At 67.0% G+C, this 13,312-nt stretch carries 11 protein-coding genes and 2 pseudogenes; 4 read left to right on the top strand and 9 right to left on the bottom strand.

The window, feature by feature from the left end:
- Positions 1-496: 496 nt before the first annotated feature.
- On the bottom strand, positions 497-1,099 hold the full coding sequence (locus tag KBY19_RS23765; protein WP_210966658.1) for a hypothetical protein: 603 nt from the start codon (positions 1,097-1,099) through the stop codon (positions 497-499).
- Positions 1,100-1,616: 517 nt separating this feature from the next.
- A complete protein-coding gene (locus tag KBY19_RS23760) occupies positions 1,617-2,237 on the bottom strand; it encodes a DUF1707 domain-containing protein (RefSeq protein WP_210966657.1) in 621 nt (206 codons plus the stop codon).
- Positions 2,238-2,737: 500 nt separating this feature from the next.
- Here KBY19_RS23760 and KBY19_RS23755 point away from each other — a divergent pair, with 500 nt between their 5' ends.
- Entirely contained in the window at positions 2,738-4,429 is a 1,692-nt protein-coding gene (locus tag KBY19_RS23755; RefSeq protein WP_210966656.1) for a tetratricopeptide repeat protein, read from the top strand.
- A 375-nt stretch (positions 4,430-4,804) separates the two neighbouring features.
- Here KBY19_RS23755 and KBY19_RS23750 read toward each other — a convergent pair whose 3' ends face one another.
- Positions 4,805-5,977, bottom strand: a complete 1,173-nt coding sequence (locus KBY19_RS23750; protein ID WP_210966655.1) for an epoxide hydrolase family protein — start codon at positions 5,975-5,977, stop codon at positions 4,805-4,807.
- A gap of 104 nt (positions 5,978-6,081) precedes the next feature.
- Between KBY19_RS23750 and KBY19_RS23745 the strand changes: the two genes are divergently transcribed.
- A complete protein-coding gene (locus KBY19_RS23745) occupies positions 6,082-6,657 on the top strand; it encodes an ABATE domain-containing protein (RefSeq protein WP_210966654.1) in 576 nt (191 codons plus the stop codon).
- A gap of 623 nt (positions 6,658-7,280) precedes the next feature.
- On the opposite strand, the gene KBY19_RS23740 is transcribed toward KBY19_RS23745, so the two are convergent.
- The 3 genes from KBY19_RS23740 to KBY19_RS37590 form a co-directional block, all read right to left on the bottom strand.
- Complete coding sequence (locus KBY19_RS23740) at positions 7,281-7,844, bottom strand: hypothetical protein (RefSeq protein ID WP_210966653.1); 564 nt, start codon at positions 7,842-7,844, stop codon at positions 7,281-7,283.
- A gap of 137 nt (positions 7,845-7,981) precedes the next feature.
- The gene (locus tag KBY19_RS23735; protein WP_180289534.1) at positions 7,982-8,149 is read right to left on the bottom strand and encodes a hypothetical protein; all 168 of its coding nucleotides are present in this window, start codon (positions 8,147-8,149) and stop codon (positions 7,982-7,984) included.
- A gap of 348 nt (positions 8,150-8,497) precedes the next feature.
- Positions 8,498-9,184: a hypothetical protein gene (locus KBY19_RS37590; protein ID WP_307843598.1), complete on the bottom strand. Its 687-nt coding sequence runs from the start codon at positions 9,182-9,184 to the stop codon at positions 8,498-8,500.
- A gap of 646 nt (positions 9,185-9,830) precedes the next feature.
- Between KBY19_RS37590 and KBY19_RS23725 the strand changes: the two genes are divergently transcribed.
- The gene (locus KBY19_RS23725) at positions 9,831-10,790 is read left to right on the top strand and encodes an aminoglycoside phosphotransferase family protein (RefSeq protein WP_307842569.1); all 960 of its coding nucleotides are present in this window, start codon (positions 9,831-9,833) and stop codon (positions 10,788-10,790) included.
- A 306-nt stretch (positions 10,791-11,096) separates the two neighbouring features.
- Positions 11,097-11,216, top strand: a pseudogene (locus tag KBY19_RS23720) (IS5/IS1182 family transposase); the annotation flags it as partial.
- 112 nt (positions 11,217-11,328) lie between these two features.
- Here KBY19_RS23720 and KBY19_RS23715 read toward each other — a convergent pair.
- From KBY19_RS23715 to KBY19_RS37825, 3 genes and pseudogenes are all read right to left on the bottom strand, one after another.
- Positions 11,329-11,996 (bottom strand): annotated as a pseudogene (locus KBY19_RS23715) (alpha/beta fold hydrolase).
- A 203-nt stretch (positions 11,997-12,199) separates the two neighbouring features.
- Positions 12,200-12,598, bottom strand: coding sequence for a hypothetical protein (locus KBY19_RS23710; RefSeq protein WP_210966652.1), 399 nt, complete (start codon positions 12,596-12,598; stop codon positions 12,200-12,202).
- Positions 12,599-12,614: 16 nt separating this feature from the next.
- Positions 12,615-13,145 (bottom strand): IS3 family transposase, encoded by a 531-nt coding sequence (locus KBY19_RS37825; RefSeq protein WP_368860994.1) that lies wholly within the window; start codon positions 13,143-13,145, stop codon positions 12,615-12,617.
- Between the last annotated feature and the right edge of the window lie 167 nt (positions 13,146-13,312).

Here is a 13,312-nt window from a genome sequence, read left to right as displayed (position 1 = left end):
CTGGAAGGGGTGCAGGCCTTCCTGGGAAGGATCGGTCTTCCGCAGCAGCGGGCAGCGGGGGAGCCGGTGTCGCCCGCTGCCCCTGGCCCCGCTGTCCCGTCCATGGGGCGCCCGGAGCGGACGGGGAAGAGGTCGCGCCGGCGGTGCGCGACGCTGCCGAGGGCACGGTGCTCGGCATGCGGCGCGCATGGACGGTGCTCGCTCTCGTGCTTCTGGTCCGGCGGGGCTGGGCCTGGCTGTCTGGGGCATCGCCAAGCTCTTGAAGGACGACCTGCTGCAGGCCGGCTTCATGCTCGGGGCGGCCGGATGCCTGGCGGGTACTGCTGCGGTCTCCTACGGGGCATGTGGAAGGTGGACGGGACAACTCTCGCGGACGACGACGGCGCCGAGTGAGCCCCGGCCCGGCCGTGGCCGGATTCCTGCGAGCCGGCCTCCGGCAACAGCCTGCGCCCTGCCGTTTCTGCTCGGCGGCGGGCGGGCCCGGCGCCGAGGGCACTCATGTCCCTATGGCGAACGGGTTGCCGTGCCCAGGAAGCTGCCCGCTCGGCGGTACGTACCGCGTCCGCCCCTCCTGGTCGGTCACCTGTGTGAAACCGGCGCCCTCCAGAAGAGCGGCGTGCTTGTCCCTGTGGCGCCGGTTGACTGCGAACCCGACGGGGACGAGAGCCATCAGCGCGGCCCAGGCGGTACCGGCGACAACCACGGCAGTGGCGCCTGCGCTGATCAGAAAACCGGTGGGCACGGCCAGCGGAACAGCGCCGACCCCCGCGAGTACAACCAGCTGCTTACTGGTGTACATGGTGGTGATGTCGAACGTGATGCGGGCCTTCAGAAGCTCGACCTCCGCAGGGGCGAGGGGCGGCAGCGTGCCCCCGTCGACGGCGTTCGGGTATTGCGCCCAGTTCCGCGCCGCCCGCTCGCGGGCCTGCGGGCCGGGGTCGGGCACGACCAACATCACATACCCGTTGCCCTGCGGCCCGCCCCCCTGCCGTACGTCTGCGTATTCGTACCCGAACTGCTGGGCGATGGCGGCGAGGCGGGAGAGCTTCCTCATCGATCCCAGGGCGGGGGCGACCTCGACGGGCTCTCCGCTCGCCATCTGCCGCAGCATCTTCCGCACGTGCCGTCTACCCACCGGTTCCCCCGTCACCCACACGGCCCCGGAAGGGGCCGACAGCCCCATTATTCCTCACGAACACCCATACGCCTGCCGATCACCGATTGCCACCGCAACAAGTGGAAGAACACTGCCGCCGCAGGTCAACGAGATCGGACAGTGAGAAAATCTGGAACAGCACATACAAAAGCGCGCATAAGGAGCCTCACGGAAACAGAGGCCACAAAGGCGGCGGCGTTCGAAGGCACGGCGGGATACCGCCGTCCGTGACCGCAGCGCCTGCGCTTACCAGACCGTGAACTGCGATGAGGTCCCCGCTCTTCGCGCCGCTGGGTGGGCTGTTGGGCTGGCTGCTGGGATGTATGGCCGGTCCTCGCGTAGCGGGCAATCAGGTATCGGCGGCAACGGCCGCTTCAGCCGCACCCACGGTTGACGAGGCAGACCACCGCGAGCCATTGCAAGATCGTTTCAGGTCTTGATCAGCACCCTGGCACGCGCCCTAACCTGGCGTCGGGTTGCTGTTCAGCTTGCGCCGTTCCCGGCGGTTGGGGTGGCGGATGACTACACCCGCCATGCCGCCGGAACCAGTGAGTCGGATCAGCGGAGTTCCCGGGAGTCGGTCTGGAGTGGTCTTGTCCGTCAGGCCGCCAACGCCGGGATCCATGCCGCTGGTGTCTACGACCCAGCTGTCGGGAACGACAATCGTGACACCAGATGTCTCCCCGTACGCCTCCACTGCGACCTCCGTGAGGCGGCACTCGACCCGGGTGAAGTCAATCTTCACACCCCCTACGCCACCGTGAGCGATCACGTGCCCGGGAACCTTCCAGCGTCCGGGGCCTCGAGACGCGCCGTACATGCCGCCCTTGAGCACCAGCGGCGACCGGCTCTCAGCAGAATTCAGCCTAGGTATATCGGCGGTCAGAACGGCCAACTCGGCGTAAGTCCGGGACGTCAGCGCCTGCTCCAAGCGTGAATCCAGCTCATCGAGATCGATTCGCCCCTCGGCTGCCGCATCGCGCAGCTGCTCCACCACTGCTTCCCGGTCGTCGTGAGAGGCGCGAAGCTCTCCTGATGGTGGTGCAGGGCGCGGAGAGGGCTCCGGAGGCTGGGCAGTCATGGCCACAAGAGTAAGCAGCCGGCGGACTGAGCGGATGGGGCTGCACGTCTCAGACACTGCCTCGTAGGAGCCGTCCTCCATGCAGTTGGCCGGGACGCGCACACCGAGCAAGAGGAGGCGGCAACGGTATGCGAGCCACTTCCGTCGATATCGAACACAAGGTCGATCGCATTGCGCGCAAGGGCCCGTGAGCCGAGCGCGTCGCAGGTGTGTCCCTCACCCAGCGCGTGTATTGCACCGAGGACCACATCACCTGCTGCGAAGATGGCGGCTGTGGCCAAGGAGCAGATCGCCGAGGCGGCACTCCTGGCCGCGCCCTGTGCACCCGCGGCACCGATGCACACGGGACCTGGCCCCCAAGCTCATCGACGCGGCCGAAGGGCTGCGCGCCCGATGCCGCCCCCGGCATCGGTCGAGCCTGACATCGGACAAGACCCGCTGACTGGACCTGGTGCGAGGTGACCTGACGCGACGCCGGGCGACGTTTCGAAGGAGGCTCGATGACTGACTACTACGATCTCGGCAGCTGCACTCGGCTGGTGTCGACCGGTGTGGGGGAGGCGCAGACCTGGTTCGACCGCGGTCTGGTGTGGAGCTATGCCTTCAACCACGAGGAAGCCATCGACTGCTTCGAGCGGGCCCGCGAACTCGACCCGGAATGTGCCATGGCGTTCTGGGGCATCGCCTACGCCCTGGGCCCCAATTACAACAAGCCCTGGGAACGCTTCGACCCTGCCGATCTCGAATCGAGTATCTCCCGGGCATTCGAGGCGTCCGCCCGGGCGGAACGTCTCGCGCACCGGACCACGCCTGTGGAGCGGGCGCTCATCGGCGCGCTGCGGCAGCGATACCCGCAGCCGGAGGCGGCGCCGGACCTCTCGGTGTGGAACCACCGATATGCCGAGGCGATGCGCCTGGTGCATGCCGAACACCCCGACGATCTCGACGTGATCGCGCTGTTCGCCGACGCGCTGCTGAACCTCACCCCGTGGCAGCTGTGGGACCAGTGGACCGGTGAACCGTCTCCGGGATCCTTCGCCGTGGAGGCGCGTGCCGCACTTGATCACGCACTGGGACTGCCGGGCGGTCCGGACCACCCGGGCGTGCTGCACATGTACATCCATCTGATGGAGATGTCGTCCGTGCCGGAGCAGGCCCTGCCGATGGCCGATCGCCTGCGCGATCTCGTCCCCGATGCCGGCCACCTCCAGCACATGCCCACCCACCTGGACGTCCTGTGCGGTGACTACTCCAAGGTGGTGTCCTCGAACGCGCGCGCGATCGAGGCGGATGGAAAGTTCGTGACGCGTTCCGGCCCGATGAACTTCTACACGCTCTACCGCTGCCACAACTTCCACTTCAAGATCTACGGCTCGATGTTCCTCGGGCAGCGCGCAGCCGCGCTGCACACGTGCAGCGAACTCGAGGCGGCGGTTCCTGAGGAGCTCCTCCGCGTCCGGGTGCCACCGATGGCGGACTGGCTCGAGGGCCTCCTCTCCATGCGCATGCACGTGCTGATCCGCTTCGGCATGTGGCGGGAGATCATCGACGCACCCCTGCCGAGAGACCCGGAGCTCTACTGCGTCACAACGGCGATGATGCACTACGCGAAGGCCGTCGCCCACGCCGCCTCCGGCCGGGTGGAGACGGCTCAGGCGCAGCGGGCGCTCTTCGAGGAGGCAGTGGGACGGGTCCCGGAGTCGCGCACGCTGTTCAACAACACCTGTCGGGACATCCTCGCGGTGGCGGCCGCGATGTTGGAGGGCGAGGTGGAGTACCGCAAGGGAAACATCGACGAGGCCTTCGCCGCGCTGCGGCGGTCGATCGAACTCGATGACAACCTCCCCTACGACGAACCCTGGGGGTGGATGCAGCCGACCCGACATGCCTACGGGGCACTGCTGTTGGAGCAGGGCCATGTCGAGGAGGCCGCAGCGGTGTATCGGGCCGACCTGGGCCTGGACGGCACCGTCCCGCGGTCCCAGCAGCACCCGGGCAACGTCTGGGGCCTGCACGGCCTCCACGAGTGCCTGGTCCGGCAGGGGCACAGGGGAGAGGCCTCCCTCGTCGAGCAGCAGCTGCGCTTCGCCCAGGCCAGGGCCGACGTATCGATCCATGCCTCCTGTTTCTGCCGACAGTCGGCTGTCGGACCATCCCCCTCCGGCACCGGGTCCGCCGGACACTGCCACTGACAGGCCGCGCTGCGCGGAATGAGGAGTGAGAGAAGAAGCTGCTCCGTGGGAGGTAGCGCTCTTCCGGTACGGGTGTGGCCGGTGCGCCCCCGCTTCCTCGGTGACGCGTTCCTCGTACTGGGGAGGCCGTGCGCTGTGCGCCGGTACGGCCGGGACCACCGGCACGCCTTGGGCGCCGGCGAGGATGGCGGGTAGTAATTGGCTCTTCGCAGGTGAGGTGTGTCGGGGCGTTGCCGGGTGGACGTCGAGGTCTACCAGGATGTGACGTTCCTGCGCTGCCCGTCCGAAGGGCCTGGCAGACCCCGACGCGCTCCGCGCAATCTTCGCGCCTCGAGTCGGATCAGGCGGTGATCGGGCGCCGGTGCCCGGCCGCGTTCACCGATGAGCGGCCAGCACTGCCGCGAGGCCTTCTTGCAGGTCCTTGACGAAGTACTCGGGAACCTCCAGTGACGGGAAGTGTCCCCCGGCTTCGGGCAACCCCCATCGGACGATCTGCCGGTACCGCTCCTGCGCCCAGGGGCGCGGGCACTTCTCGACGTCGCGGGGATACATGGTGAGTGCTGACGGGACGTCGACCCGAAGTTCGGGGTCGAGCGAGTTGTGGCTCTCGTAGTAGATGCGGGCGGCCGATGCGCCGGTTCGCGTCAGCCAATACAGGGTGACGTCGTCGAGAAGGCGGTCTATGGAAATCCTCTCGAACGGGCTGTCTTCGGTGTCCGTCCACTCGGCGAACTTGTCGAGGATCCAGGCAAGCAGCCCGACCGGAGAGTCGACGAGAGAGTAGCCGATGGTCTGCGGACGGGTCGCCTGCTGCTTCGCGTACGCCGCACGGTAGCGCCAGAAATCGCGGGTTTCCTCGACCCATTTGCGCTCGACTGCCGTCAGCCCGTCCATTGTCAACCCGGGGGGTGCCTCCGCGAACGTCGTGTGGATGCCGAGAACGTGCGACGGGAATCGGCCGCCGAGAACCGTGGTGATGTTGCCTCCCCAGTCGCCGCCGTGGGCTACGAACTTGCTGTAGCCGAGCCTTTCCATGAGTTCCACCCATGCGGCCGCGATCTTTTCGGTTCCCCACCCGGTGGTGGTCGGCTTGTCGCTGTAACCAAAGCCTGGCAGCGATGGAACCACGACGTGGAACGCCGGCGTGTCCGCACCTTTCGGATCTGCCAGCTCGTCCACCACATCGATGAAGCGAGCAATGCTGTCCGGCCAGCCGTGCGTCAAGATCAGAGGAGTGGCGTCGGCGCGCGGAGATCGGCGGTGCAGGAAGTGGATTCCCAGATCATCGATGGTCGTGCGGAACTGGCCGATCCGGTTGAGACGCTCTTCGAACGACCGCCAGTTGTACCCGGTGCGCCAGTAGTTCACGACATCGACGAGGTCGGCGAGCGGAACGCCCTGTTCCCAGCGGCGAGAGCCGGGTTCGGCGCGACGGACCGTCTCGGCCTCCGGAAGCCGCGCCGCGGCCAGTCGCGCGCGCAGATCGTCGAGGTCGGCGTCAGCTGCGTGGGCTTCGAACGCTTGCACGTCGGTGGTCGGACGGGGCATGAGGACCTCCCGGTCATCGCGGAACCGGCTACAACCTGTTGCGAACCGGCTAAGACGGTTCTAGCAGGTTGCCGAGCCACACCGCAACCGCCTAAGGTGGTTCCATGCGTACTGGGTTCCCTGACTTCCGCCTCGGCAGCGTGCTGGCGACCAGCTTCACGGGGACCTTGTCGGAGCGTCATGGCGACGCTGTGGAGCGCATTCCCACGCCGCAGCGACTCGTCGACTGGCTGGCGGTGTACGGCCTCGCCGTGGACTCCTGCACCACTGACCAGCTCGACCTCGCTCGGGAACTGCGGGAGTCGATTCACGCCGCCGCGACAGCTGCCGCGATCCAGGACCCTCTCCCTGCGTCTGCTGTTCAAGTCATCAATGACTTCAGCGCTCGGGGTCGTGCCGCGGCCGTCCTGACGCCCGAGGGCAATCGCCAATGGCGGCTCAGCTCGGCCGCCTGCGTGGAAGATGCCCTCAGCGTGATCGCCGCGGACGCGATCAGCATCATCGCAGGCGAACGAGACGGGAAGTTGGCTTTGTGTGCATCGCCAACCTGTCGAGCCGCCTTCTTCGACACCAGTCAGAGTCGCACCCGCAAATGGTGCGACATGAACACGTGCGGGAATCGTCAGAAGAAGGCACGCTTCAATGCCAAACAGCGCAAAGATCCCAGGTCGGCGGCGTGATTGTTCCCCTCGGAACGTCCAAGGGGCCCCACCCCTGCGACACATCTGGGTGCACCCAGCGGTACCACCAAGAGCGATCCGTTGCCTTGGAACAGCGTTCTCGCTCAATACACATACGCTTACTGATCGGCGACGTTCATAGGCTTTGCGCAGACATCGGGCAAGGCCTTGAGCCGGATCAGGCGGTGAGCGAGTGCTGAGCTGCCCGAGCCGGATCCGTGGTGCCGGACGTACGGGGCGGAGAGCGTGGGCGCGCCACAGTCATGCGGCGGGCGGCTGGCGCATGAGCCGTGCGGGCACCACCCTGCAGGCGAAGATCTCCCAGGGCTGGACCGTCGCTGCCTACCGGGAGCCGGAAAAGGCCAAGGGCAAGCCGATGAAATGGTTGCCTTCACAGAGACCTGTCACTCCACGGGCTACTTTGCGTATGGGCGCTGTCGTCGTTGTTCTCCCGGGCAAGAATCTGCCGAAGACCAGTGTTTGGCGATGCCTGCCGGACTGCAGGCCGACCGCAGCGCAACCGCCTTCACGGAGAGGACGCCGGGTGCCAAGGAGCCATCTCATCAATGGCTTGCGGGCTCCGCATCACCACTCAGCGGGGCCCGTCACGCAACGAAAGCCCGTCACCGGTTCCAGCCGGCGATTCGGTTGTGCCCCAGCAATCGCGCCTGCTCGTTCTTGAGTCGGGTGAACCGGTCGCGGATGTACTCCCTGAGCTCCGGGCCGGGGAAGGATATGAGTGACAGGTGCTCCTCGTAGTTGCCTTGGGCCCAGCGTGCCGCGGTGATCTCGTAGCCGGCCACATGTGCGCACAGTTGGAGCAGGACATGGGGCATCTCCTCCTCGATGAGGAGGTCCGCTTTGGTGACCACCACGTCGCGCATGGCCTGGATGTTGGGAATGAAGACGGTTGTGGCCCAAGTGCGCCACTCCGCAAGCTCCTGATCGGTGGGAGGCGTCTCGTGGCGGAAGGGATCACGACCGTCAGGGCGGGCGTACTTCTCCGAGAAGGCGTCATAGGTACGGCCGTTGGCTTCCATCAGGGCGAACAGCGGTCCGTAGAAGTCGCTCAGCTGCTCATTGACGCGGGTGAGCCGGGCCTGTCTCTGCGCAAGCCGCAAGCCGTTCAGGTAGGTCGCGAGGTAGCCGATGAACGCCAGCCCGACGGTCACGATCACTGTAGCCATGACAGGCGATGCTAGGGGCTGGTCAGGGACCGAGTGGAAGGACGTGCAGGTGGGCGACACAGCTGGTGGCCCGGAACACGGCGTCGCCCTTGAGCCGGCAGGACAGGAGTGAACTTGCCGCCACGGATCCTGACCGGTCACCGTCGACTTCGCCCGCGCCGCGAACGGATGGCAGGTATCGCCAGGATCAGCGGCGTCAACACCTGGCTGTCACGCAGGTTCGCGCCAGACGCTGCGACCGCCGGCGGGATGCCCTGGGCCTCGGGCGACACGTGCAGCTTGCTGCCCTTCTTGCCGCGATCCACCGGGTCCGGCCTGGTCGGCGAGCCCCCCTTCGCGCGGACGGAGGCCGCGTCAACGGTCGCCGTGATCCAGCCACCTCGCCCCTGACTCCGAGTTCGTCCAGCAGCAACCGGAAGACCAATTCCCAGAGTTCGTCAGGAACCAGCTGCTTCGACCGATCAGCACCCACGACCAGCATCATGCTGCTGTGCCGAGCTTCAGTAGTCGGTCACCGGCGTAGCCGGATGACGTGGTGAGCGGGATCGATCGCAGCTGTCTGGTCGGCACATGCGAGGCACATCGCCTGTCAGACCCTCATGCGGCAGCATTCATGTCACCGGCTACGGAGGGTGTGTGACAGGCCCGATGGCTCATTGGATCAGGTCGGTGTGCGGATGCTCGGGGGAGGCCGGGCAGACGTAGAGCTGCATGTTGTCGGTGCTGCCCACTTCGACCGCAGTCGGCTGCGAGGGGTCTTGGCCGGCGTAGTGGGCGGCGTAGGCGGCGGCCTGGTCTTCGCACGGCGTCCAGCTGCGTCCCTCACCACCGTCCCATTCGAAGGAAGCGATCGTCAGCAGCGGGATCATCTGCACATCGCAGACAGTGCCGTGTCGGCGATACGGGTCGGTGCGGCCCCACGGGGGCCAGCCGCCGACCTTCCAGCCGGGAGCGTCAGCCAGTTCGCAGTCGTAGAAGTCCCGCGGGTAGTCCCCATAGGCGCTGTCCACGTCGACGCCGGCTGCCTGCCACCTGCTCGGGTCCTCCACCATCAGCCGCATCTCCGGGCTCAGATCGAGGCTGTCGGGGTACTTGGTGATCGCTTCTGGTGACAGCCCGCACCGCTCCGGCACATAGCCCCGATAGTTCACCTCGTACGGTTCCGGCGGTGTGGCGAGGATGTCGACGACCGCGGCGGCGGACCGCCAGAACAGCGCGGTCGACGGCTTGTAATCCGGTTCGTGGTCGTAGGGGCACCATAGAATCTGGAGCAGATCGGCCTGGCCGGGCGGTCGCAACAAGGGTATGTCGCGCAGATACAGCTGAACCACGGGCAGCATGGGGACCGGGCAGTCCGCAGGCCACGGAGGGCCGGCGTCGAGTCGCCCCGCGAGCCTCGCGGCGCTCCGTTCCTTGAGCGCCGCCTCCTAGGGTGTCAGCCCGACATCACCGGAATCAGGGTGCCATCGGGCCTGCATGCGTCTCTCAAGCCGCACTATGGCCGGTGACTGGCGGAATCCACTGTCACGGTGCAGGTGCGAGCTTTCGCAGTGTGGCCACGGCTCCACGGCCGGCCACAGCAACGGTCCCCCGACCGAGCTCTCCCTGACCGAAGGCGACCCCGGGCGGGGATGCAGCCGGATCGCAGGACGCGCCCAAGAAGCCAGCTCAGGGAAGACCGCGGACACCTCTACAGGCCGCGGCGGAGTCGTACGTATAAAGACCATGCCGGTGATCCTGCCACCAGCCACCGACGGTCCTTGTCCCCCTCAATCGACGTCGCTGGCCTCGGTGTTCAGTTGAACAAGTCCAACGCAGGCAGACTGGGCCACGGTGACAGCAAGCCCCGCCTGTGCGACACCTGTCGTGCTTCGGTTCACCACACGAACATCACACCGCAGGAGACAACCTCTTATGGCCGGCTCGGACCCAGGCCGCTGAATGAAAGCCTTTGCGCGTGCCGCCGCCGGATGATGAGGTGGCACGGTGACCAACGTCCGTGAGGTGGCGATTGTCCGACCGTTGACGCTGGCTTGGGTGAACAGGCAGCTGGAGGTCGGCGAACGGGTCGTCAGAACCGAGGTGCTACGCGGCGGCATCACTGCCGAGATGCGGCGGCTGACTGTCGGCAGGCGGGACGGAGGCACCCGTGACCTGGTATTGCGGAGCTTCGTCGACCCGTTCTACCTGGAGCACGCCGAGGAGTCGCTGCACAGGGAGGCCGGCGCCCTGTCCATGCTCGCGCAGACCGGCGTTCCGGCTCCTGAGCTGGTCGCGGTTGATCCCACCGCCGTGTACTGCGAGTATCCGTCGCTCTTGATGACCCATCTGGCGGGCCGGGCGGTCCTCGACGATGAGGGATTGCAGACGCGCATTCACCTGCTGGCCCGCCAACTCGTGGCGATCCATGCGTTGCGGCCCGCCGAGCGGCCCCGGGAGTACGTGTCGTTGACGACCGCCGACACCGTCGTGACACCGAAGGGCGCCGACGCGGCGGTATGGGCCGCGGCGATCGATGTGATCCGCAAGCCCGTGCCTCCCTATGAAGGGCGCTTCCTGCACCGGGACTTCCAGCCAGGCAACGTGCTGTTCGACGTGCCGCCCTCTGGGCCGGCATGCGACCGGATCACCGGCGTCGTCGACTGGGCAGCGACCTCTTGGGGCCCGGCGGATCTCGATGTGGCGCACTGCTCGGCCATCCTCGCCCTTCTGCACGGCCCGGCGTGGGGTCTGCGCTTCCCCGAGGCGTATGAGCAGGCAGGCGGGGCGCTGGCTGCGGAAGCGAGCGAGCGGTTGTACTGGCAGGTGCGCGACGGGCTGGCGTGCTCGGAGGAAGTGCAGCAGGTGGCGCAGGCTTGGCGGGAGGCAGGGAGGACAGAGCTGACTACCCGGTTCGTGGAGGAACGGCTGGACGCCTATGTCACCGCCCTGATGGACCCCGGCTGACCGCCGCAAGAATGCGGTGAACCTCACCGCTGAGGGCGAGTGGCGGACTGCACCGAAGGCGAGGCAGCGGGCCAACGACGACCTCCTGGCACCGCTGTCGGGAGCCGAACGGGAGCATTTTCTGGAGTGCTCCGGAGGATCGACGGAGCGCGGGGATCAGGCCGACATGCGCAAGCGTCTCCGCCTCCGCCACCGGCGCGGCAAGTCGGCTCCGGCTCCGCTCATGATTCGCCGGACGGGGCGTGGGTCGTGTCCGCAAAGTGGCTGGTGTGTTGTTCCGCTCGGGGTGCCGTCGAAAGGAGTTGACTGATGGCCCGTATCCGCGTCCCGCGGCGCGGCCCCGGCCGAGCCGGAACGTGGCCCGGCCGGGTTGCGGCGGACAAGGACTGCTCGTCCATCCAGATCCGCACCTACCTGCGTCGGCGGCGCACCAAGGGCGGCGACCCCGGAGCGGAGCCTGGCTCCCCCTGGCATCGCGGACGCGACCTGGGCCGTGTCTTCGAAGTGGGTCTGTCGGATGACCTTTACCGGACAGCCTTCAGGAGAGCTTGAGAAGTAGTTCGCTGAGTTCGCTCGGCATGGTGATCATGCAGTCGTGGCCGGTCGGCAGTTCCCAGACCTGTGCGGCAGTGCCATTGGGTTGAATCGGGGGACAGGGCGACGGGTGATGCCTGCCGGTGCAGCGCCGACATTGTGGATGTGCGTGCGCGGGATCGCGTTCAGGGCTGGATTGTCCAGTCGCACCGGTTGCTGCAGACAGCGCACCGGCTGGTCCGAGAGCATTCCGCGCAACCAGGCGACGTCCGCCGGATCCGCGACGCCGAACAGGCCGAAGGGCGCGGGCTTTTCGGGCATCGGCGGCACGCGCCAGCCGTCCCCGGACTTCTCGGCGAGCTCGATCAGTTGCCGTGTCACCGGTTGGACGTCGACCGCGGACTCGCCGTCTTCCGGGACCATCGCGTCGAGGTGGACCAGGTGCGCGACGCGTTCCGGAATCCGGTTGGCCGTCGAGGAGATCACCAGTCCCGCGTAACCGTGGCCGACGAGTACGACGTCGCGGAGGTTCTCCTCGGCGATCAGCCCGACCACGTCGTCGACGTGGGTAGCGAGTCCCACCTCCGGACCGAGCAGGTGCACTTTGTCGCCATAGCCGGTCAGGGACGGCGCGAACACCCGGTGCCCGGCAGCCTCCAGGAGCGGCACCACCCGTTCTGGGTCCGTCCGGTTGAAGGCGTAGGCCTTCCGGTCTTGCGTGGATCACTCGCCGACGAGGACGCGCCGCGCCGCTCAACGGTGTGTGTCCTGGGTGCATGTCCCACAGGCTGCCGTCAGGCGCGGACGCGTCCGGGCATTCCGCGGGAGGGTGGCGGAATCCTCGCGTTCGATACCGCCACCCTCCCGCTCGCCTCTTACCTGGTGTAGTCCTTGATCCAGTAAGAGCAGTCGATCCACCCCGGCAGATTGCCGCTGAAGTCCTTCGCGCAGGCCTTGAACTGGACCTCGGTGCTGCGCGGGATGTTGCTGATCCTGCAGTACTCGAACCCGTTGTTCGCACCGTTCCGGTCGTCGCACGACGTGATCTCGGAGCGGCCGGGGAGCTTGATGCGGAGCACCATGCTGTAGCCGTCCTTCTTGGTGTCCGCGATCCGGAACTTGTTGTTGTCGCCGCTGTTGAACGCACCGGTTCCGCGACCGTTAGCCGCATCCGCGATGTGCCAGGACCCGACAGCGTTCGCCGGGGCCTGCGCCAGGGCGACACAGGCGGCGGCGCCGACCGCCACGGTCAGAACACGCTTGATACGGGACATACGCCCCCCACTCTCCTCACTTACAGCTCCCCGAACGGCGAACCCGTCGGGTGGTCAGAAGAGGATCATGCCCCGGACAAGCGTGATTTGCCAGAGTTGCATGGGCGCTTCTTTGCCGACGCACTGTGTGCGGTATGTCGAATAGGTGAGTTCGCAGAGGCACGTATGCGAAGTGCCCGGACGCGTCCGCGTCCGGGCATCCTGCGGGCGGGTGACGGGCCCCCGCTCTGTGCCCTGCCCGTCCTCTGCACGGCCCCGCCGCGGTGCCGCCGTTCGCCGGTAGGCCGGTATTCGGCCGGGAGCTAGGTACGTTCGGTGTCCCGGCGGCATGTCGACGCTCGTACTCGGCAGGGCTGAGGTGGCCGTTCGCCGAGTGCCGACGCCGCGGGTTGTAGAAGCCCTCGCTGTAGGCGAACACGGCCTGCTCGGCGTGACGACGCATGCGGAACGTGGTGTGGTCGATGAACTCTGTTTCCAGCGAAGCGAAGAAGCTCTCGGTGACGGCACTGTCGAAGCACGAGCCGGTCCGCCCAGTGGAGGGCCGGATGCCCGCTTCCTCGCAGCGTTGACTAAACGTCGAACTCGCGTAGGACTTGTCCGGTCGATCATGTGACTACTTCGTGTCCGGGTCGTTGATGTGGACATGGGGCGGGGTGATCTGACTGATGCCGAGTGGGAACGGCTGCGGCCGTTCCTGCCGGTCAGCAACGGACG

Source organism: Streptomyces sp. B15 (assembly GCF_018070605.1).
GTDB lineage: Bacteria > Actinomycetota > Actinomycetes > Streptomycetales > Streptomycetaceae > Streptomyces > Streptomyces smyrnaeus.
This window is presented reverse-complemented; position numbering and strand designations above follow the sequence as displayed.